The 19,467-nt window shown below is 60.7% G+C and carries 20 protein-coding genes and 1 tRNA gene; 9 read left to right on the forward strand and 12 right to left on the reverse strand.

Annotation, left to right across the window (positions count from 1 at the left end; translation table 11 throughout):
• The first annotated feature begins 40 nt into the window (after positions 1-40).
• Positions 41-463, forward strand: a complete 423-nt coding sequence (locus EM6_RS02855) for a flagellar assembly protein FliX (protein WP_232037077.1) — start codon at positions 41-43, stop codon at positions 461-463.
• Positions 464-710: 247 nt separating this feature from the next.
• Positions 711-1,142, forward strand: coding sequence for an RNA polymerase-binding protein DksA (gene dksA, locus EM6_RS02860; protein WP_126420180.1), 432 nt, complete (start codon positions 711-713; stop codon positions 1,140-1,142).
• Between the two features lie 35 nt (positions 1,143-1,177).
• Here the strand turns inward: dksA and EM6_RS02865 are convergent, their stop codons facing one another.
• Positions 1,178-1,378, reverse strand: a complete 201-nt coding sequence (locus tag EM6_RS02865; RefSeq protein WP_126420182.1) for a hypothetical protein — start codon at positions 1,376-1,378, stop codon at positions 1,178-1,180.
• A gap of 53 nt (positions 1,379-1,431) precedes the next feature.
• Positions 1,432-2,043: a TIGR00730 family Rossman fold protein gene (locus tag EM6_RS02870; protein WP_126420185.1), complete on the reverse strand. Its 612-nt coding sequence runs from the start codon at positions 2,041-2,043 to the stop codon at positions 1,432-1,434.
• A gap of 171 nt (positions 2,044-2,214) precedes the next feature.
• On the opposite strand from EM6_RS02870, the gene EM6_RS02875 reads away from it, so the two are divergent.
• From EM6_RS02875 to EM6_RS02890, 4 genes are all read left to right on the forward strand, one after another.
• Positions 2,215-3,030, forward strand: a complete 816-nt coding sequence (locus EM6_RS02875) for a hypothetical protein (protein WP_126420187.1) — start codon at positions 2,215-2,217, stop codon at positions 3,028-3,030.
• A 318-nt stretch (positions 3,031-3,348) separates the two neighbouring features.
• Positions 3,349-3,666 (forward strand): ATP-dependent Clp protease adapter ClpS, encoded by a 318-nt coding sequence (clpS, locus tag EM6_RS02880; protein ID WP_041659021.1) that lies wholly within the window; start codon positions 3,349-3,351, stop codon positions 3,664-3,666.
• 161 nt (positions 3,667-3,827) lie between these two features.
• On the forward strand, positions 3,828-6,137 hold the full coding sequence (gene clpA, locus EM6_RS02885) for an ATP-dependent Clp protease ATP-binding subunit ClpA (protein ID WP_126420191.1): 2,310 nt from the start codon (positions 3,828-3,830) through the stop codon (positions 6,135-6,137).
• A 251-nt stretch (positions 6,138-6,388) separates the two neighbouring features.
• Positions 6,389-7,747, forward strand: a complete 1,359-nt coding sequence (locus EM6_RS02890; protein ID WP_126422843.1) for an IS5 family transposase — start codon at positions 6,389-6,391, stop codon at positions 7,745-7,747.
• Between the two features lie 81 nt (positions 7,748-7,828).
• Here the strand turns inward: EM6_RS02890 and sppA are convergent, their stop codons facing one another.
• The 4 genes from sppA to EM6_RS02910 all read right to left on the reverse strand — a co-directional run bounded on the left by sppA (position 7,829) and on the right by EM6_RS02910 (position 11,845).
• Positions 7,829-9,607 carry a signal peptide peptidase SppA gene (gene sppA / locus EM6_RS02895; RefSeq protein WP_126420193.1) on the reverse strand — a complete coding sequence of 593 codons (1,779 nt, stop codon included), beginning with the start codon at positions 9,605-9,607 and terminating at the stop codon, positions 7,829-7,831.
• 145 nt (positions 9,608-9,752) lie between these two features.
• Complete coding sequence (locus tag EM6_RS02900; RefSeq protein WP_126420195.1) at positions 9,753-10,622, reverse strand: rhodanese-related sulfurtransferase; 870 nt, start codon at positions 10,620-10,622, stop codon at positions 9,753-9,755.
• 51 nt (positions 10,623-10,673) lie between these two features.
• Positions 10,674-11,153 carry an MEKHLA domain-containing protein gene (locus tag EM6_RS02905; protein WP_126420197.1) on the reverse strand — a complete coding sequence of 160 codons (480 nt, stop codon included), beginning with the start codon at positions 11,151-11,153 and terminating at the stop codon, positions 10,674-10,676.
• On the reverse strand, positions 11,153-11,845 hold the full coding sequence (locus tag EM6_RS02910; RefSeq protein WP_126420199.1) for an alpha/beta fold hydrolase: 693 nt from the start codon (positions 11,843-11,845) through the stop codon (positions 11,153-11,155). Before EM6_RS02910 ends, EM6_RS02905 begins: the two co-directional genes overlap by 1 nt.
• Before the next feature lie 133 nt (positions 11,846-11,978).
• Here EM6_RS02910 and EM6_RS02915 point away from each other — a divergent pair.
• Positions 11,979-12,052, forward strand: a tRNA-Gln gene (locus EM6_RS02915).
• 340 nt (positions 12,053-12,392) lie between these two features.
• Here EM6_RS02915 and EM6_RS02920 read toward each other — a convergent pair.
• Genes EM6_RS02920 through zigA form a run of 4 tightly spaced genes read right to left on the reverse strand, consistent with a single transcriptional unit; the run spans position 12,393 to position 15,937 of the window.
• Complete coding sequence (locus EM6_RS02920; protein ID WP_126420201.1) at positions 12,393-12,887, reverse strand: DUF3299 domain-containing protein; 495 nt, start codon at positions 12,885-12,887, stop codon at positions 12,393-12,395.
• Positions 12,884-14,089 carry an ABC transporter permease gene (locus EM6_RS02925; protein WP_126420203.1) on the reverse strand — a complete coding sequence of 402 codons (1,206 nt, stop codon included), beginning with the start codon at positions 14,087-14,089 and terminating at the stop codon, positions 12,884-12,886. The genes EM6_RS02920 and EM6_RS02925 overlap by 4 nt, the downstream gene beginning before the upstream one ends.
• Complete coding sequence (locus tag EM6_RS02930; RefSeq protein WP_126420205.1) at positions 14,086-14,730, reverse strand: ABC transporter ATP-binding protein; 645 nt, start codon at positions 14,728-14,730, stop codon at positions 14,086-14,088. Before EM6_RS02930 ends, EM6_RS02925 begins: the two co-directional genes overlap by 4 nt.
• A gap of 1 nt (position 14,731) precedes the next feature.
• The gene (zigA, locus tag EM6_RS02935) at positions 14,732-15,937 is read right to left on the reverse strand and encodes a zinc metallochaperone GTPase ZigA (protein WP_126420207.1); all 1,206 of its coding nucleotides are present in this window, start codon (positions 15,935-15,937) and stop codon (positions 14,732-14,734) included.
• Between the two features lie 75 nt (positions 15,938-16,012).
• On the opposite strand from zigA, the gene EM6_RS02940 reads away from it, so the two are divergent.
• Both EM6_RS02940 and EM6_RS02945 read left to right on the forward strand, forming a co-directional pair.
• Positions 16,013-16,393, forward strand: a complete 381-nt coding sequence (locus EM6_RS02940) for a MerC domain-containing protein (RefSeq protein WP_126420209.1) — start codon at positions 16,013-16,015, stop codon at positions 16,391-16,393.
• Positions 16,394-16,418: 25 nt separating this feature from the next.
• A complete protein-coding gene (locus EM6_RS02945; protein ID WP_126420210.1) occupies positions 16,419-17,978 on the forward strand; it encodes an alkaline phosphatase D family protein in 1,560 nt (519 codons plus the stop codon).
• Here the strand turns inward: EM6_RS02945 and EM6_RS02950 are convergent.
• Together EM6_RS02950 and EM6_RS02955 are read right to left on the reverse strand one after the other, a co-directional pair.
• Positions 17,975-18,463 carry a hypothetical protein gene (locus EM6_RS02950; protein WP_126420212.1) on the reverse strand — a complete coding sequence of 163 codons (489 nt, stop codon included), beginning with the start codon at positions 18,461-18,463 and terminating at the stop codon, positions 17,975-17,977. The genes EM6_RS02945 and EM6_RS02950 overlap by 4 nt on opposite strands.
• A 19-nt stretch (positions 18,464-18,482) precedes the next feature.
• Complete coding sequence (locus tag EM6_RS02955; RefSeq protein WP_126420214.1) at positions 18,483-19,277, reverse strand: DUF4198 domain-containing protein; 795 nt, start codon at positions 19,275-19,277, stop codon at positions 18,483-18,485.
• Positions 19,278-19,467 lie beyond the last annotated feature (190 nt).

A 19,467-nucleotide genomic window follows, 5' to 3' on the forward strand; every position in this document is an offset into this window, starting at 1 on the left:
CGGCCCCGACATGACCATACCACCGCTGAATGGGGCAAGCATGATCAAGATCAACGGACCGGCCGGACCGACCACTGTGGGCGGAGGCAATGCGCCGCGCCGCGCGTCAGGCGGCTTTTCGCTGAACGGGTCATCCGAAACAAAGTCAAGCGCGTCCGCGGCCTCGGTGTCGCAGGCCCTGTCTCTGGGCGGCATTGATGCGCTGCTGGCCTTGCAGGCCGAAGACGACGTGCTTCAGGGCCGCCGCCGCCGTCAGATCAAACGCTCTCAGGATATTCTGGAAGCGCTGGAAGAGTTGAAACTGGCGCTTCTGGGCGGCACCATAGATGACGGCGCGCTTTTATCGCTGCAAAAGATGATCGAGCTTCAGCGCGAAGAGGTCGAGGATCAGGGGCTGCAAAGCGTGCTCAACGAAATCGAAACCCGTGCCTATGTCGAACTGGCCAAGCGCCGGCTGATGTAAATTCCCCTCTGACGCGAAGCCTGTGCGATGGTGGCGTGTGCGCTGCACCATCGAAACCCCGTTAGAGTAAAGAAAACGTGATTGTTCACGGGTGATTCCACGGGTATAAGCCGCGCCATCGGACCCGCGCTGTCACGTCCATATGGGGCCCTGTTCTTGCAGGGAGGGACGTAGCGGCAGGTAACGTCTCAATTCGGGGCTAAAACCAAGGGTGCCGACAAACAATGTCATGGGGTGTGGTGCAAAGATGAGCGCTGTCGAGCTTTCCAAATCCGATACCGATGCCTATCGTCCCAAGGACGACGAAGACTACATGAATGAGCGTCAGCTCGCCTATTTCCGCAAAAAACTGATCTCGTGGAAGACGGAAATCCTGGCCGGGTCGAAAGAAACCGTTTCGGTCATGCAGAAGGAAACGGAAAACCACCCCGATCTGGTGGACAGGGCCTCTTCGGAAGCCGACCGCGCGCTGGAACTGCGGACCCGCGACCGTCAGCGCAAGCTGATCTCCAAGATCGACGAAGCCATCGCTCGTATCGATGACGGCTCTTACGGCTTCTGCGAAGAGACGGGTGAGCCGATTGGTCTGGGGCGGCTTGAGGCGCGCCCGACCGCGACCCTGTCTATCGAAGCGCAGGAACGCCACGAACGTTCCGAGCGTGTTCATCGCGATGATTGAGTAAAGGAAAAGGCGCTTGAACAGCGCCTTTTTTGTTATCCTGTCTGCGTTGGATCCCCCAGATCCGCCTCGCTGTCGATGTCGGTATGCGCATCTGGCGGCGTTCCCTCCGTTGCGTGGGGAGGGGGTATCTCGTCAAAACCGTAAGGATGGTCACTGGCGGCAGTGGTCTTGGGGCCGTAATCGGTCAAGCCATTTTTTTGGGGCGGTTCATGGCGCGGGGGCAGATCAGTCATGGGCGTCTCCTTTGCCCTGAGAGTGCCCCCGCCCGTCTAAAGAAGCGATCCGGTTACAGCACGCGGCGCGTGTCGATTTCCTCATCGTGCGAGGCCAGTTCGGCTATGGCTCCTAACACCTCTTCGACCGTATCCACGCTCTTATAGGTGCCGCGGAAGGCGTCCGGCGTGAACCCCTTACCGACGGTAAAATCGACCAGATCGAAGAAGGGCTGCCAGAAGCCACCCGAATTGAGGAAGATGATCGGTTTCTTGTGCAGATCGAGCCGCCGCCACGACAGAAGCTCGATGACTTCCTCCAGCGTGCCGACCCCGCCCGGCAGGACGACAAAGGCATCGGCCTCTTCGAACATCATCATCTTGCGCTCGTGCATCGACTGCACGACGATGGTTTCGACCTCATCAAGCAGGCGTTCCTTGGTGCGCAGGAATTGCGGCATGATGCCCAGCACCTTGCCGCCGGCCGCAGACGCCCCGCGCGCCGCTTCGCCCATCAGGCCCACGCCGCCGCCGCCATAGACGAGGCGCAACTGACTACGGGCCAGAATTTGACCCAGTGCCCTTGCCTCGTCCTTGTAGCGCTGATCGACGGCGTCCGACGAACCGCAATAGATGCACACCGACAGGATAGGGCGCGGCGAGGCGGGGGAGACGGAGTCGGGCATAGCTAATCCTTGGAACTATGGTTGCGGGCGGGCTTGATTGCCACCGGCGACAAACGATATGGTCAATCGCGTAAACAAATGAATGTCGTCGTAAATTAAAGGGCTTTGCTGGGCGTGTGCAACGCTTTTCAACGATGACAGACGTGTTCTGTGCATGAGATTTGTCAGGCTGTGATAAGCCTGCTGAAAGGTATCGACGTTCCTATGGGGTTCAAGCTGAGCACTGTGGCGCTGTGCGCTGCTTCGGTCGTGCTGTTGTCCGGCTGCGGCGATAAGGCCCCGGAAAAGGTCGAGGTCGCCGACTATGTGGCCACCAATCGCGGCTATGTGAAATCGCCCGAAGTGACGTCGGTAGCGGTGACCGCCGCCGGTGAATTGCTGGTCACGGGGGGCGCCCTGCCTGAAGCGCGCGTGCGCCTGACCAGCCCTTCCGGGCAGGCCTATGGGGTCACAGCGGGCAGCGACGGACGCTTTCAGGCCAGCCTGCCTCAGATGTCGGGTGGCAGCTTTTACGATCTCGCCATGGAGACCGAAGGACGGCTGATGCGGGCAGAGGGGCGTCTGTTTGTGCCGCCCGCCTCGGATATCGGTGCCCCCCCGCGCTCGGTTTTATTGCGGCCCGGCGCGTCGGCCCTGCCTTTGTGGCCGCAGGCCGGTCTTATCGCCGTCGTCGATTACGATGCGGGCGGGGCTATGGCGGTGTCTGGTCGTACCGATCCCGGCATAATGGTCGATGTGGAAATCGACGGGCAGCCGGCGCTTGAGGTGCGCTCCGGCGAAAACGGCGTCTATACGGCGGCCCTGCCGGTCAGGGGCGGTTTGCGCAGTGGGACGGTCACCATCGGGATACGCGCCCGCGACCGTTTCGAAACGCGGCAGGTCAGTCTGCGGCAACCTTCGGCCGAAAGGGCCACCCTGATGGGGGTGGCGTGGTATGTGGACTGGGCCATCAGCGGCGGCGGCCTTCAGACGACGGTCGTGTTCTGAGCCGCCTGGCCCTTTTGCGATGCGTCATTGACGACATATTTGTAACGCAGTTGCGCAAACTGTGATGCGAATAACGCAAATATGTGCGTAGCGGCCTCTTAACAGGATTAAAGTTTGCACTATCTTGAAGTCAGTCGAAAACTGTCGGAGCATTCTCTCCGTAAGGTTTTGGCTTCGTGTGAGTCTCAAAAGACGAAGGGGGGTTCGCCTGCCCATCGCCCAGTTAAGAGGACAGGTTTGACGTTTGGTCCCTCCCTGCTGCGCCTTCCGACATCGGCAAATTCGCCGGTTGAGGCGGCGCGCGCCCCGAAGGCCCCGGTGACCGATGTGGACAAACCGGCCAATGCGCCGTTTGCCGTCATCGACGCCAAGCCCAAGGCGGCGAAACCCTCTCTTTATCGCGTGTTAATTCTCAACGACGACTATACCCCTATGGAGTTCGTCGTGTACGTGCTGGAGCGATTCTTCAACAAGTCGCGCGAGGACGCCACCCGTATCATGCTGCACGTTCATCAGACGGGCGTCGGTGTTTGCGGGGTCTATACCTATGAGGTCGCGGAAACCAAGGTCGCCCAGGTGGTGGACATGGCCCGGCGGCATCAGCACCCTCTCCAGTGCACCATGGAGAAAGACTGAATCTGATGCCGACACTCTATCCAGAATGCCGACACCAACACCCTCTCCAGTGTACGATGGAGAAGGACTGAGGATCGCTTGAACCCGACTTTCAGCCCCCGTTCATCGAGGAGACGTAAGACTAAACTGTACCCGCTTTTTTGCTCCAAGGAGAGGCCGACATGCCATCGTTTTCAAGCGCTCTCGAAGAAACCCTGCATCGCGCGGTGGGTCATGCGAACACCCATAACCATGAGTACGCGACCCTGGAGCACCTTCTGCTGGCCCTCGTCGATGACGTCGATGCCGCAGGCGTCATGACGGCGTGTAATGTCGATCTGACCAAGCTCAGGACCGCATTGACGGCCTATATCGAAACCGACCTCAAATCTCTGGTCGTTCCCCATTCCGAAGAGGCCAAGCCCACCGCCGGGTTCCAGCGCGTCATTCAGCGCGCGGTGATCCATGTGCAGTCGTCGGGCCGTGACGAAGTGACCGGCGCCAATGTGCTGGTGGCCATCTTCTCTGAGCGCGAATCCCACGCCGCCTTCTTCCTGCAGGAGCAGGAGATGACGCGCTATGACGCGGTCAACTATATCGCTCACGGCATCGCCAAGAAGCCCGGCGCGTCGGAGCCGCGTCCAGTGCGCGGATCGTCCGAAGATGGGGCCCCGTCTTCCGAAGAGAAGTCGGGCAAGGCAGCCTCAACCGATGCGCTGGCGGCCTATTGCGTTGATCTCAATGAGAAATCGCGTCACGGCAAGGTCGATCCGCTGATCGGGCGGTCGGCCGAGGTCGAGCGCGCCATTCAGATCCTGTGTCGTCGCACCAAGAATAACCCGCTGCTGGTCGGTGATCCGGGCGTCGGCAAGACGGCCATCGCCGAAGGTCTGGCCAAGAAGATCGTCGAAGGCGAGGTGCCTGAGGTGCTGGCCGGGGCGACCATCTATTCGCTCGACATGGGCACGCTGCTGGCCGGGACCCGCTACCGCGGTGATTTCGAAGAGCGCGTCAAGCAGGTGGTCAAGGAGTTGGAGGCGCATCCCAATGCCATCCTGTTCATCGACGAAATCCACACCGTCATCGGTGCCGGGGCGACGTCGGGCGGGGCGATGGATGCCTCCAACCTGCTGAAGCCGGCTTTGGCGTCGGGAGCCCTGCGCTGCATGGGCTCGACCACCTATAAGGAGTATCGTCAGCACTTCGAGAAGGATCGGGCCCTGGTTCGTCGCTTCCAGAAGATCGACGTGACCGAGCCGTCGCTGGACGATACGGTGAAGATTCTGAAGGGCCTCAAGCCTTATTATGAGACCTTCCACAATCTGAAATACACCGACGCTGCCATCAAGACGGCGGTCGAACTGTCGGCGCGCTATATCACCGACCGCAAGCTGCCGGACAAGGCCATCGACGTGATCGACGAAGCCGGGGCCTTGCAGGTGATCCTGCCCGAAGGCAAGCGCAAGAAGGTTATCGGCCCTAAGGAGATCGAAACGGTGATCGCCAAGATCGCCCGCATCCCGTCGAAGTCGGTGTCCAAGACCGATACCGAGGCGCTGCGCGACCTGACCAACGACCTGCAACGGGTTGTCTTCGGTCAGGACGAGGCCATCGAACAGCTTTCGGCGGCGATGAAGCTGGCCCGTGCAGGGCTGCGCGACGCCAACAAGCCCATCGGCTCTTACCTCTTCTCCGGTCCGACCGGCGTGGGCAAGACCGAGGTCGCCAAGCAGTTGTCGCAAACGCTCGGCATCGAGCTGCTGCGCTTCGACATGTCGGAATATATGGAGCGTCACACGGTGTCGCGGCTGATCGGGGCCCCTCCGGGCTATGTCGGCCATGATCAGGGCGGACTGCTGACCGATGCCGTGGATCAGACGCCGCACGCCATCGTCCTGCTCGACGAAATCGAGAAGGCGCACCCGGATATCTACAACATCCTGCTTCAGGTGATGGATAACGGGACGCTGACCGATGCGGTGGGCAAGAAGGTCGATTTCCGCAATGTGGTGCTGATCATGACCACCAATGCGGGCGCTTCGGACAATCAGAAGAACTCGATTGGCTTTGGACGCGAAAAGGTGTCGGGTGAGGACGAGGTGGCCATCAAGCGCCTGTTCACGCCGGAATTCCGCAACCGTCTCGATGCCATCGTCACCTTCCGTCAGCTCAAGCCGGAGGTCATCGGGCAGGTCGTGCAGAAGTTCATCCTTCAGCTCGAAATGCAACTGGCCGACCGCAACATTACGATCGAGCTGTCGCCGGATGCCGAAAAGTGGCTGGCTGAAAACGGCTATGATGAACTCTATGGCGCGCGTCCTCTGGCGCGGGTCATTCAGGAGAACATCAAGAAGCCGCTGGCGGACGAGATTCTGTTCGGCAAGCTGGTGCGCGGTGGGCATATTCTGGTCAAGCTGGCCGAGGGCAAGATCGCCTTCGACATCACGCCGGCCAAGGACAAGAATGCCTCGCGCGCCGAGGCGGTGGATTAGCAGGGGTCTCGACCCCTGCACCCCGTTAGTCGGGCGCTTAAGTTGTGGGGTGTGGGGTCCGTGACCCCACCTCACTGAATCCCAAAGAGTCGTCTGTGAAGAACGTCCAATTCATTGATTTATAGTTATAAATTGTACTTTTGAAGGGTTTGGAATTGCCAGAAAAGAACCTGTCTTGATAGGTTTTCTTGCAATTGACGAACGAGTTTTGGCGTGATTCCCTGGTTGATATGTGAGCCGTGGGAGCGTTGATCGTGCGTCCAAAAGAGCGTCGGGAAACTGGGCAGAATGACATCTTCCAATCACGCCTGGACCAGATTATCGATCTGGGCCACCCTCTTGTGAAGCTGGCGCAGAAGATCGACTGGGTCTTTCTGGAGACGAAGCTGGGCGCGGCTTACACCGACAGGAAGGGCCGCCCACCGTTGCCGACGCGGTTGATGGCGGGGCTGGCGATCCTTAAGTCTGCACACGATCTGTCGGACGAGGCGCTATGCGCTCGTTGGCTGGAAAACCCTTATTATCAATACTTCTGCGGTGAGGAGTTCTTCCGCCATCGCCTGCCGTTTGAGCGCACATCGATCACGCGGTGGCGCCAGCGCATGGGCGAGGATGCCCTGACAGCTCTGGTCCAGGAGAGCCTGGCTGTGGCCACTCGGACCGGAGCCGCCAAGCCTGCAGACTTCCGCCAGGTGATAGTCGACACGACCGTCCAGCCGAAGAACGTCATGTTTCCGACGGATGCGCGGCTTATGCACCGGGCGCGTGAACGTCTGGTCCGTCTGGCCAGGGCCCTGGGCGTCAACCTGCGTCAAACCTATGAGCGGGTCGGCAAGTTGGCCCTGATCAAGCACCAGCGCTACGCCCATGCCAAACAGTTCAAGCGCGCCAATAAGGCTTTGCGAACCCTGCGCACCCAACTGGGCCGCGTCATCCGTGATATTCGCCGCAAGATCGGGACGGACGAAGCCCTGAACGCGGCCTTCGCCTGGCCGCTCTCCCTGGCCAGCCGGGTGCGCGATCAACGCCCGCGCCAACGGGGTCAGAAAGTCTATTCACTGCACGCTCCGGAAGTCGAGTGCATCGGCAAGGGCAAGGCGCACAAGCCCTATGAGTTCGGCGTCAAGGTCAGCGTCGCAACACCCATCCAGCGCTCAAAAGGCGGCCAGTTCGTCGCCCACATCAAGGCCTTGCCCGGCGCACCCTATGACGGTCATACCCTGGAGAAGGTGCTGCCCGAGATCGAGAGCCAGATCGGTGTCAATCTGAACCGCATCGTCGCTGACGCTGGCTACAAGGGCCACAACGCTCCTTACAAGCATCGCCTCAAGGTCTTTACCAGTGGTCAGAAACGCGGCGTCACCGACACTATCAAAAAAGCCCTGCGACGACGGGCCGCGGTCGAACCCGTCATCGGCCATCTCAAAGCCGGCCATCGCATGGGCCGAAACTACCTCGCACACCGCAGAGGCGACGCCATCAACGCCGTCCTCGCCGCTGCCGGATACAACTTCACCCTGCTCATCAAGTGGATCAGGCTTTTGTTCGCCTTCGTACTCCCAACCCTCATCTCATCGTTAAGGCGCAAACCAACCCTCCACGCCGCCTAAATCCGGTTCTTCACGGACGACCAAAGAAAAACCCTCCGGATCGCTCCGGAGGGTTTCTTGTTTCAGGTATGAAGTCTGACCCTACGGCGCGTAGGGCTCCGGGGCCAGAACGCTGGCGCCTTGCTCGCGCAGGCGGGCGTCGCGGGCTTCCTTCATGATCATCTGGGCGCGCGGATCGCTGGCGGCCCAGCCGAGGAAGGACAGGGCTTCGAAGCCCTTGGCGCTGGCCTCGACGCCCTTGCCGAACATGGCGAAGGGCGACTTGTTATTGGGGTAGTTGACCAGCTTCACCTTCACGTCGTCACCAATCTTGGCCAGTTGCTTGGCCTTGGCCACCGCCGCGAAGAAGCCGCCGGTTTCATCAACCAGCCCCAGTTGCTTGGCCTGCGCACCCGTCCACACACGGCCCTTGGCGATTTCACGCACGCGCTCAGGCGCCAGCTTGCGGCCTTCGGCAACGTGTCCGATGAAGGCGTTATAGATGGTGTCCATCCAGTTGGAGATGGCCTGGGTTTGCTTTTCGGTGAAAGGCTTACCGGCCGAATAGGCCCCGGCGTACTCAGAGCCGACGCCGATCTGACGGAAATCGACCCCAAAGCGCGATGCCGCTTCGCCAATGGCCATCTTGCCGCCATAGACACCGATCGAGCCGGTGAGGGTGGTCGGGTTGGCGACGATGGCATTGGCCCCCGCCGAGACCCAGTAACCGCCCGAAGCCGCGTAATCACCCATCGACACCACGACCGGCTTGCCGGATTTCTTGGCGTAGGCCAGGGCGCGCGAAATCTGCTCGGAGGCCGTGTCCGACCCGCCGGGCGAAGAAACGCGGAAGACGATGGCCTTGACCTTGTCATTCTCAACGGCGTCGTAGAAGGCCTGAGCCACATCGTCCGACAGCATCTGGGCTTCGCTGCCAAAGCCACCGCCCGACCCCTTGCCGGTCATGATCGGGCCTTCGCCATTGATAACGGCGATGGTCTGGCTGCCCGTCGAGACGGTGGAGGCCGCATAGGACTCAATGTCCATCAGTTGCGTATCCGCCCCGCCCTTGGCCTTGGCGGCCTCTTCGATCTCCTGCACCTGACCCAGATGGGTGATCAGGCCCAGTTCCTTGGCCTGTTCGGCGCTGTAGGGACCGGCTTCGAGAATGGTCTTCAGCTTGGCGGCATCCAGCTTGGCGTCCTTACGGTCGATGGCGGCGTCGCTGATCAGCGAGTCATAGACCGAGCCCATCCACGACAGGGTGGCTTCGCGGTGCGCCGGGGTGAAATCGCTTTGCAGATAGGGGTTTACGGCGTTCTTGTACTCATAACGCTGCTGGAATTGCGGCGTGATGCCGTACTTGTCAAAGGCGCGCTTGAGGAACATTTCCTCGGTCGCAATGCCGGTCACCTGAAACGACGAGCGCGGCTGCATCCAGAATTCGGTCGCCGCTGTGCCCACCGTGTAGGAGGCCAGCACCATGGTCGAGGGATAAAGGCCCTGCGAATGGGCATAGACCGGTTTGTTCTTGCTACGTACATAACGCACCGCTGTGCGAATTTCCTGAGCGGCGGCAGGCATCAAGCCGCCTTCGGGCAGGCGGATCAGCACTGACTTGACCTTGCTGTCGTCGGCCGCGTGATAGAGCGAGGTGACGATGTCCATGGTGGACAGAGGGCGGCCCGTAATGAAGGCGAAAGGATCGGCGCGCGACTGATCCGTCAGGCCCTCGCGCAGATCAACCACCAGCGTGATGGCCGATGGCGTGGTCGGCTTGGATGCTGCCGCGATCATGGTGATGAGCAGGAATGGCACACCGACGAAGAACAGCACAAAGGCGGCGAATACGGCGGCTACCGTAATGAAAAACTGTTTCATGTGACGAACGTCATCCCCGAATTGGGTGCAGCTATATCAAGATGCGCCGGAACCACGATGGGCGACGCACGCGCACTCAGGCGCGCACCATAGCGTGCCTAACGATAAGGTCAAATGAAGACCGTGTAATGCAAGCGAACCCAGATCAGAATTTGGTGCGACCTGCGGCCGGTTCGCGGTCATGCTGATATTTCGGGTCGCCGTGGCAATGCGGGCAAGAGACGCCCTTTTGGTACATCGGGCTTTGCTGATCCTCGGCGGTCAGGGCGTGGTCGCAATAAAGGCAAAGCACGGCGGTTTGCGACGGATTTAGGTGATGATCGACGGCGATCCGCTCATCGAAGACAAAGCACTCACCATCCCATAGCGACTCTTCGGCGGGCACGTCCTCGAAATACTGCAAGATGCCGCCCTTGAGGTGATAGACCTCGTCAAAGCCGTTCTCCATCATCCAGGCGGTGTATTTCTCGCAGCGGATGCCGCCAGTGCAGAAGGTGGCAATCTTCTTGCCTTTAAGCTGATCGGCGTGCTGGCGCGTCCATTCGGGCAGGAATTTGAAGGTCGGGATTTTGGGATCAATAGCCCCCCTGAACGTGCCCAGATTGACCTCGTAATCATTGCGCGTATCGAGGATCACCACGTCATTACGGCGGATCAGATCGTTCCAGTCCTTCGGCTCGACATAGTTGCCACGGCGGCTGAGGTTGACCGGCTCCCCCAGCGAAATCGTCTCTTTCTTCAGGCGCACGCGCACCTTCCCGAAGGGCTGGGTGTCCGCATAGGACTCCTTCCATGCAATCGGCTCGCCGATCAATTCGCTCTGAAGATAGGTCAGGAAGCTGTCTATGGCCTCGCGCGTGCCGGCCATGGTCGAGTTGACGCCTTCGGAGGTGATCAGCAGCGATCCCTTGATGCCCAGCCCTTTCAGCCGTTCAAGCAGCGGGGCCTGATGCGCTTCGAAATCAGGGAAGTCGAAGAAATGATAGAAGGCGGCGATGACGTAGGGCTGTGACATGCGGCGGGAGCTATCACAAAGGTTCCTGCGGCGAAAGGGGGCGGGATGTCGCTATGCAGTCAGGAAACGCCAGCGCCGGATAAAAGCGGCCTGCCCGTGACGGGTGCCGGCCTCATCGACGACATTCCACAGGACGGTATCTTCTATGTAAAAGCGCCGACCGCTGGCGGACACGCGGATACCGGCATAATGATCGACATACCCCTGCGCCAGCGCCGCCTTGAGCAGGGCATTACGGTCGGACTGTATGCCGTTGTCGGGTTCTGCGGAATGGCGCGAGGGTAGACGGGTAAAGGTGTCCCAGTCCATTTCCCAAAGGTCCAGCGCCTGCGCATTGGCATAACGAAAGATGGGGTCGGCTTCGATACCGTGGGAGACGATGGCTTGCGGGGCCGTGAACAAGGCTTCGGCCAGTTCGGAGTCGTTCAATCCGGCGGCACCAGCGACAATCTCCTGCCCGGTAAAGCGACGGAAGCTGTTGGCCATCAGCCGGTTATAGGCCTGAACGGCAGGGGCAAGGGCAGAGGGCATTATGTGCTCATCAGAAACGGAAGGGTTTGATTTTCCGCGATTGTGTCTGGTGCGCATTGAAAAATCATATGAGGTAAAGGGAGATCGACGATGCGAATATGGTTTTGCTGTGGAAAATGACGAGGCATCCAAGGCGGTAAGAGCCGATCCTGTGTCGCATTCAGACAAAGAACAGGGATTGGAAGCGCTGAAAGTGCGGCTCTCATGTCACATCGCAGCACACTTTGTACGCGCGACAGGAGAGTCCGGCGATCTATGAAACGGGTCTGTTCAAAAATTTGGGCGACCCATTGCGCATGGCCGCCGTTGAATAGCATAAACTGTATCTGCCACTTTCGCAGCGGGATAAAACGCGCGAATGGCACAAGGGGAGCTATCCATCGGCCCGGAAGTGAAAAAGGTGAGGCGGCGAAAGTCGCGCCTAAAATTAACTTCACGGGTTTGACGGTCGCATGCGTCGCCAACCAGATTGCCAAAGGGCCACCAAACGACTCACCCACCAAAATGTAATCACGGTCTGTAGGCAACTCTGACAAAAGGTGGCGGCCAAGGTGTTCATAGGATTGATCGCCGTGCTGCGGATAAGATAACACCTTTATCTCGCAAAAGGCTTTAAGTGCTTCAACGAGGCCCTGAAAAAACATCCCTGTACCATCGGTTCCGGGTAGCAGGATCAGCAGGGGAGCAAGCATTAGCTAAATCCAGAGAAGTTGGGGAAAATTTCAACGGGGGGATTGCATGTCACAAAAGCTTGGGTTAGTGAAGCGCCCTCTCGCTGAGACAAGCGAGGCCAGCAAGTCTTTCAAAGACTTTCCAAAGACCTGCTGGGGAATGGTGTAATGGTAACACTCCGGTTTTTGGTACCGTCATTCTAGGTTCGAGTCCTAGTTCCCCAGCCAATTTTCTTTCCCTGCATCATCATACCATTTCCCGATTTTGGGTCATGTTGCGAAGTGGTGGTTTTGTGAATAAAAACAAACGGTTTCGGAAATTTGCGATCAGCTCGCCATCCTTCCAAATGCAGACCGGCCGCTGAAAGGTCAGACATGCCATCCCGGCGTCACGTGGCTCGACCCCGAGTTGACCGGAGGACGCAGCGACGGGTAGCTATGCCATAGGGGAGGGGACGGGCGCGGAAGACGCTGGGCGAGGGTCACAAAGGCGGTCGAGGTCTCGCAACCTGAGCGATTGGGATGGTCGAAGGGATGCGATCGGCGGCTTACCTCTTTCACGCAGCTCCTACGCTTTAACGGGCTTCGCGTTTGTCATGGCGAAGAAGACGCCCATTTCCGGATTGCTGATCAGTTTGAACTGCCCCTCAATCGTCACAGGTTTGTCGTTCCAGGGCACGGCCTTGAGGCTGCGCACCTCGATCACCTCATTGGGTTCACCCGGCGGGTGGAACAGGCAGACCGGGGTGTTGATGCCGATCAGGAAATGTTTCGTCATGTCAAGCCCGTCGAGCGGGATGATGAAGCCTCTGACCTTGATCGTTTGCCCGATCAGGGCTTTGACCTCGTCCGTCGGGGTCAGGCTGTAGAGGGCGGTTTTGGCATTATAGCGCACCTTGCACTGGCGCAGCTTCACCCACAAAGGGTCGGATGAGCGCGGCAGGGTGCGCTGAAAAGCGCGCTCGCCGCTCAGTTCACCATCGGTGGTCGAAGCCTTCTGTTCGCGCCAGGCCCCAAGGCTCAGGGCTACGGGCAGGAGCCTCATCAGATCGCGGCGTCTCATGCGCGGAATCCTTCATCATCACGGGTCAGAGCAAGGCGCAGGGCGGGCACAAGCGCGCTGAGGCACGCGGTCAGCAGGGCCGCCCCATAGAGCCAGGGCCATTGATCAACGGGCACGTCGGGGCGTGGAGACAGGCCATAGGCGCTCAGGACGTGGGTGAGCGCGGACTGTCCCAACAGGCTGAGCCCCACGCCCAGCATCAACGCCGCATGGACGATCAGCAGCGCCTCGGCCAGACAGATCAGGCTGAGATCAAGGGAGGTCGCCCCCATAAACCGCAGCAGAGTGAGGTCACGCGCCCGGCGGTTCAGCGCCTGTACCAGCGACAAGGTCAGGACCAGCGCACCAAAAGCGCCGATGGCCACAAACAGCCCCGTCGCGATGTAGATGACCGGGCGCACGAGGCTGAGCAGTCGCGCCAGTTCCAGTTGCGGGCTGGCGGCCGACAGGGTGTCGCTCTGATTGATCAGAGCAGGGGCCGCGGCCAGTGCCACGGGGGAGGTGAAGCTGACCAGAACGGCATTGACGTGATGACCGTCTGTGGCTTCGGCGTGGTCGTGATCGTCTGCGTCCGGGCCGTGCGCGTGGACCCGTGCGATAGACCCCAGATCGGACAGCAGAAGGTGGTCGATAACGCCTCCCGTCGGGGCCAGTATGCCGGTGACGGTGTAGCGTGCGGCGTGCGCTTCGCCTTCACCAGCCAGTCCGTGACTGGAGCCCAGTGTCTGACCGAGGCGCAGATTCAGCGTCTTTGCGGCCTGCGCGCCGGCGACCATCTGCATCGGCTGCGTCCACAGACGCCCCTGTGCCAGTCGGGTGTGATAGAAGCCAACGATGTCCGGTCGCGTCCAGACGATGCGGATGCCTTCGACGCTGTCCCCAAGGGCGATGGGGACGCTAGCGCGGATATAGGGTTTGAGATCCGGCTCGGACAGGCGGGCTTCGACGGAATTCAGGGACACCAGACCGGGGGCAGGCGTCTGATGCAGGGCGCAGCACAGGCTGAGGTCGAGACCGGAGGCCTTGGGCCCGACCACCATGTCGGTTTCGGAAATGCGCGCCTTCACCGCTTCGGGCAGGGCGGTCTGGGCCCACAGGATCAGGATAAGCCCGGCCAGCCCGCAGGCCCCGATCAGCAGGGTCAGGGCGGTGGACCCCCAGCGGCGCCACAGGCCCGCCAGTACGAAACGCGCGAACATCATGTCAGCGCCCCCGTTACGACTTCGGCGACAGCGCCCAGACGCGCCTTCACCCGCGCGTCGTGGGTGGCAACGATCAGCGCCGTGCCCTCGTCCTGCGCCAGATCGAGCAGCAGCGACAACAGCGCTTCGGCATTGGTCTCATCCAGTGCCGCCGTCGGTTCATCAGCCAGTATCAGGGCCGGGGCATTCATCACCGCGCGCGCCAGAGCCACGCGCTGGGCCTGACCCTGACTGAGGCGATCTGCGCGCCGGTCTGTCAGGGCTGATATGCCCAGCCGGTCGAGCAGGTGATGGGCGCGGGCAAAATCCAGCGGCAGGTGCGCACTGGCGCGGGCCATCTGAAGATTGTCCATAACGCTAAGGGAGTCGATCAGGCGGTAGTCGGCGAAGACAAAGCCGATGCGTCGCCCGCGCAAACGCGCGCGATCTATAGACTTGCTGGGCCAGAGGGGCTTGTCCTCCAACTGCACCGTGCCGTTTACGGGCGCGATCAGTCCCGCCAGACAGAGGAGCAGCGAGGTCTTGCCTGCCCCGGACGGGCCGGTCAGGGCCAGGGTCTGGCCGGCACTTAAGCGCAGATCAGGGAGCCCGATAAGGGCGTCCCCGCGTCGCACGGCCAGATTTTCTGCGCGCAGCGGCATGTCACGCGGGCTCGCTCTGGCGTCCCCAGACGGGGAAGGGGTCAGGCAGTTTTGACCAGCTTTTGGGGCCGCGTTGCCACTCGGCCGGGGTCAGCAACGCCGCATCGAACATGGCGGTCAGAGCCGCCTGATCCATGCCCTTGCCGATCAGCACGATTTCCTGCCGCCGGTCGCCATAGGGGGCGCGCCACACCTGATCCAGAAAGGCCCGCGACTCCGGGTCGTTCGGGCGGCGGTTCGGCGGGATGGCCGCCCACCAGTAGCCGCCCCATTCATGAGTGGCCGCGGCCCCGGCCTGCGACCACGACCCCACATAGTCCATGCGCGAAGCCAGCCAAAAAAAGCCCTTTGAGCGCCACACACCCGGCCATTCTCGGTCGAGAACCGCCTTCAGCCGCGCCGGATGAAACGGACGGCGGGCGCGGTACACAAAGCTCGATATGCCGTATTCTTCGGTTTCGGGGACGGTGTTGAACTCCAGCGCCTGTCGCCAGCCGGCGGCCGACTGGGCGCGCTCCATACTGAACAGACCCGTGTTGAGTATGTCGCTTAGCGGCACCACGCCCTTTTCGGCATAGACGATGCGCGCCAGCGGATTGAACTGACGGCAGATGCCTTCGACATCACGCCGCTGGTCGTCGGTGACGAGGTCGAGCTTGTTGAGCACAATAACATCCGCAAACTCGATCTGTTCGACCAGCAGATTGACCACGGTGCGGGTGTCGTCTTCGCCCAGACTTTCACCGCGATCAGCCAGAAAATCAGAGGAGCCATAGTCGCGGTGGAAGTTGAACGTATCGACGACCGTGACCATGGTATCGACGCGGGCCAGATCGGCCAGAGACACGCCGCTTTCTTCAACGAAATCGAAGGTCGCCGCCACCGGCATGGGCTCGGCTATGCCCGTGCCTTCGATCAGCAGATAATCAAAGCGCCCGGATTGCGCCAGCACCCGCACCTCTTCCAGCAGGTCTTCGCGCAGGGTGCAGCAGATGCAGCCATTGGACATTTCGACCAGCTTTTCCTGCGTGCGTGACAGGTTGGCGTCACCGCCCTTGACTAGAGCGGCATCTATATTGACCTCGCTCATATCATTGACGATCACCGCCACCCGCAGTCCTTCGCGATTGCGCAGGACGTGATTGAGGAGGGTCGTCTTACCGGCCCCCAGAAAACCAGACAGAACGGTCACAGGAAGTTTGGTCATAGGAGCCTCATGCGTGCTTGAATTTTGATATGTTATAATATAACGCAATCGGACCGCAACTGAAAAGGAGGCCTCATGTCGGCCGCGCGTAAAGTTTCCAAAAGCCGGACCCTTGATGCGCTGGCTATGGGCCTGTCGGGCTTGTGTGTGGCGCATTGCCTCCTGATGCCGCTGGTGTTTGCGGCCCTGCCGTTTCTGGACGTTTTCAATGAAAACCCGCTCGTCCATCAGGTGCTGGTGGGGGTGGCCGCTCCGGTGAGCCTGTTTGCCCTGATCCGCTCCGGCGGCTGGCGACGGGCAGGGCTGAGCGCGATGGCCCTTGCGGGGTTGGGGCTGCTCAGCGTGGCGGCATTTTATGCGCCGGCCGAAGCCTGGGAAACGCCCCTGAGCGTCATGGGTGCGGCGCTGTTAGCGACCATGCACCTCTTCAATGCCCGCCTGCCACATCGACACTAAACCGTTTCTTCCTGAGGTTCGCCACATGATGACCACCGAAATGACCCGTCGCGCCTGGATAGCGGCGGCTGCGAGCGCTGTGCTCGTGCCTCCGGCATGGTCTCAGGCGGCCCCCCCCTTTACACTTGGGGTCGCCTCCGGTGATCCATGGGACGATGGCTTTGTCATCTGGACGCGCCTGGCGCCCGATCCGCTGGCGGCCGACGGGTTGGGTGGACTGAGCGCGCCGGTGGCGGTGCGCTGGTTCGTCTATGACGATGCCGAGGGCCGTCGCGTCGTGCAACGGGGTGAGGTGATGACCCACCCGCGGTCGGCCCATACGCTGCACGTCACCTTGCGTGATCTGCAACCCGACCGGCCCTACTGGTATCGTTTTGAAGCGCTGGGGGCGCAAAGCCCGATGGGCCGGGGCCGTACGCTACCGCGGGCCGATGCGCAGGTGCGTGAACTCAGGCTCGCCATGGCCTCGTGTTCGCACTACGAAGTCGGCTATTTCAGCGCCTACCGCCATATGGCGGCGGAAAATCCGGACTATGTGCTGTTCCTTGGCGACTATATCTACGAGTTCAGCTTCAGCGACCCCAAACGCAAGGTGCGCAATCACGATCAGACGGCGGACGCCACCGATCTGGCCGGTTATCGCAACCGCTATGTGCTTTATCGAACGGATGCGGACCTTCAGACGCTGCACGCCACGACCTCGTGCCTGATGACGTGGGACGATCATGAGGTCGAAAACGATTATGGCGGTCTGTTGCCGCAGGACGTGGCCGAAGACCCCGGTTTCCTGAAGCGGCGGCTGGCGGCGTATCAGGCCTATTATGAACACATGCCGCTCCGCCGCGAGTCCCGCGTGAAAGGGCAAAATCTGAGACTTTATAAGGGGTATCGTTTCGGCCGTCTGGCGGAAATCAATATGCTGGATGGTCGCCAATACCGTTCGGCCCCGGCCTGTCCGACACCGACGAGCCGTCGGGGGCGGGTGGTCGGCGATGACTGCCCTGAGCGGCTGGACCCCAAACGGACCATGCTGGGCTTCAGGCAGGAGCAGTGGTTGTTTGATCGCTTCAAACAGTCGCAGGCGCGCTGGAACCTGCTGGGGCAGGACCTTCTGGCGGCGTCTTTGCGTCAGAAAGGTAAGGACGCTGAGGGGCGGGCGATTGTGGGGCACTGGACCGATGGCTGGGACGGCTATCCGGCGACGCGCGACCGTATGATTGCGGCTATGCAGGCGACGCGACTGTCCAATCCGGTGCTGCTGGGCGGGGATATCCATTCCTACTGGGCGACTGAACTGAAGGCCGATCCGCGCGATCCGGACTCGCGATCCGTCGCTACGGAATTCGTCGGGACGTCGATTACCTATGACGGGCCGCCCTATGAGGTGTTTGCGGACATGCTGCCCGAAAATCCGCATGTGAAATATTTTGAAAGCCGCCGCCGGGGCTATGTCTCCCTGACCGTGCGGCCGGAGGCGTTGGAGGCGCGGTTTCAGGTCATTTCGGACCGCCGCGACCCCCAGGCCACGCTTTTGACCTTGGCCAGCTTTGTCGTGGAAAACGGCAAGCCGGCCATTGTGTTTTAAGGATTCACAAACTCACCCGTCTTGCCGCTTTTGGCGGCGTCTTCGGCCAACACCACATCCTTGTGATCCACCACCCCGTCATTATTGCGGTCGTGCAGGTCGAACATGCGCAGACCCGAAGCGAGGTGTTCCGCCTGACTGATGGCGCCGTTCTTGTCGGTGTCGAGGACGCCGAAACGCACCTTAGCCTGACGCATCTGGCGTTGCTGTTCCTCCAGACGCTTTTCCGGGTCGCCGATGCGGCTGAGTTTGGCCATCAGGCGGCCTTCGTATTCGCCGATATATTCGGCCTCGCTTAAGCTGCCGTCTTCATTGAAGTCGGCCTTGCGAAATTCGATGGCGCGACCAGCCTTGAATTCCTCAAGCGACACCTTGCCGTCGCCATTGAGGTCCTGTTCTTCGATAAAGGTCGAGGTGGAGTGTGAGGCAGCCAGCGCCGGGGCCGAGACCGCGATGAGGGCGGTTATGAGAAGAGACGTTTTCATCTGGATATCCTTTCAGCGATTATTGGGGCAGGACTTCAAGGGTGAGGGTGGCGGTGTGGCTGAGCCACAGGTTCGCCTGACCTTCGGCGGGGCGGCGCACGCGCACCTGAAGCAGGTAGAGACCGGCGGTCTTCGGCGTGAAGGTGACCTCGCCCGCGTCATTGGTGCGTAGTGTCTGTTCGCCGACCTTGGGTGTGGCGTAGGTCTGGCCATCGGTGATGATGGTGACGCCTTGACCCGACAGACCCTGGCCGTTTTCACGCACGCGCACGGTGAAGGGTTCACCCGCATAGGCGTCATAGGGCGCGGTGACGGGGAAGAGTTCGACGCCGTCGCTGCGGAAATCGGGGCGGCTGGGGCGACCATGCGTCACATAGACATCGGCGCGGGTCAGGCTTTGCACGTCGATGACGGTTTCGCCGGCTCGAGCGGCATTGGGGCCTTCGAGAAAGTGCACCTCACCGTTGCGGAGGACGCCCCTGGCCACGCGGCCCTTACGCACGCCGGACGAGATCAGATAGGTGCCTTCGGCCTTTAGCGGCGCTTCGAGAAATACCGCGTCCTTCAGCGTCGCCGCCGGGGGCAGGGGGGTGTCGGTCCCGTCCGGCGCGATGATGTGGAAGCCGTCCGACTTCATGGCCACATCAGGACGCAGATCGCCGTCCGAGAAGGCCGCTTCGATCGTTACGTGGTCGCGCGGTGCCGGGACCGTAAAGGCCGCAGGCTTGAGATAGGGCGAATGCGCCACGGCGGGCGCGGTCAATAAACCAAAGAAAAGCAACGGGGTAATGCCGATAAAGCGATAGGCGGTCATGTCGTGTGATCCCTAAAAGAGCCCTGTGGCCCGAAAGACATGATGTCAATAATGAGAATCATTATTATTTGCAAGTGGCTTGACGTCGTATCTCCTCAGGGTGTAGTCGGCGAGTCAATGAGAATTATTCGCAACTATAGGCGTGGGGCCCATGGCGAATCTCAGCCGATTTTTTCTGAAAGGAAGTATG

The sequence above is a fragment of the Asticcacaulis excentricus genome (genome assembly GCF_003966695.1).
GTDB classification, from domain to species: Bacteria; Pseudomonadota; Alphaproteobacteria; order Caulobacterales; family Caulobacteraceae; genus Asticcacaulis; species Asticcacaulis excentricus_A.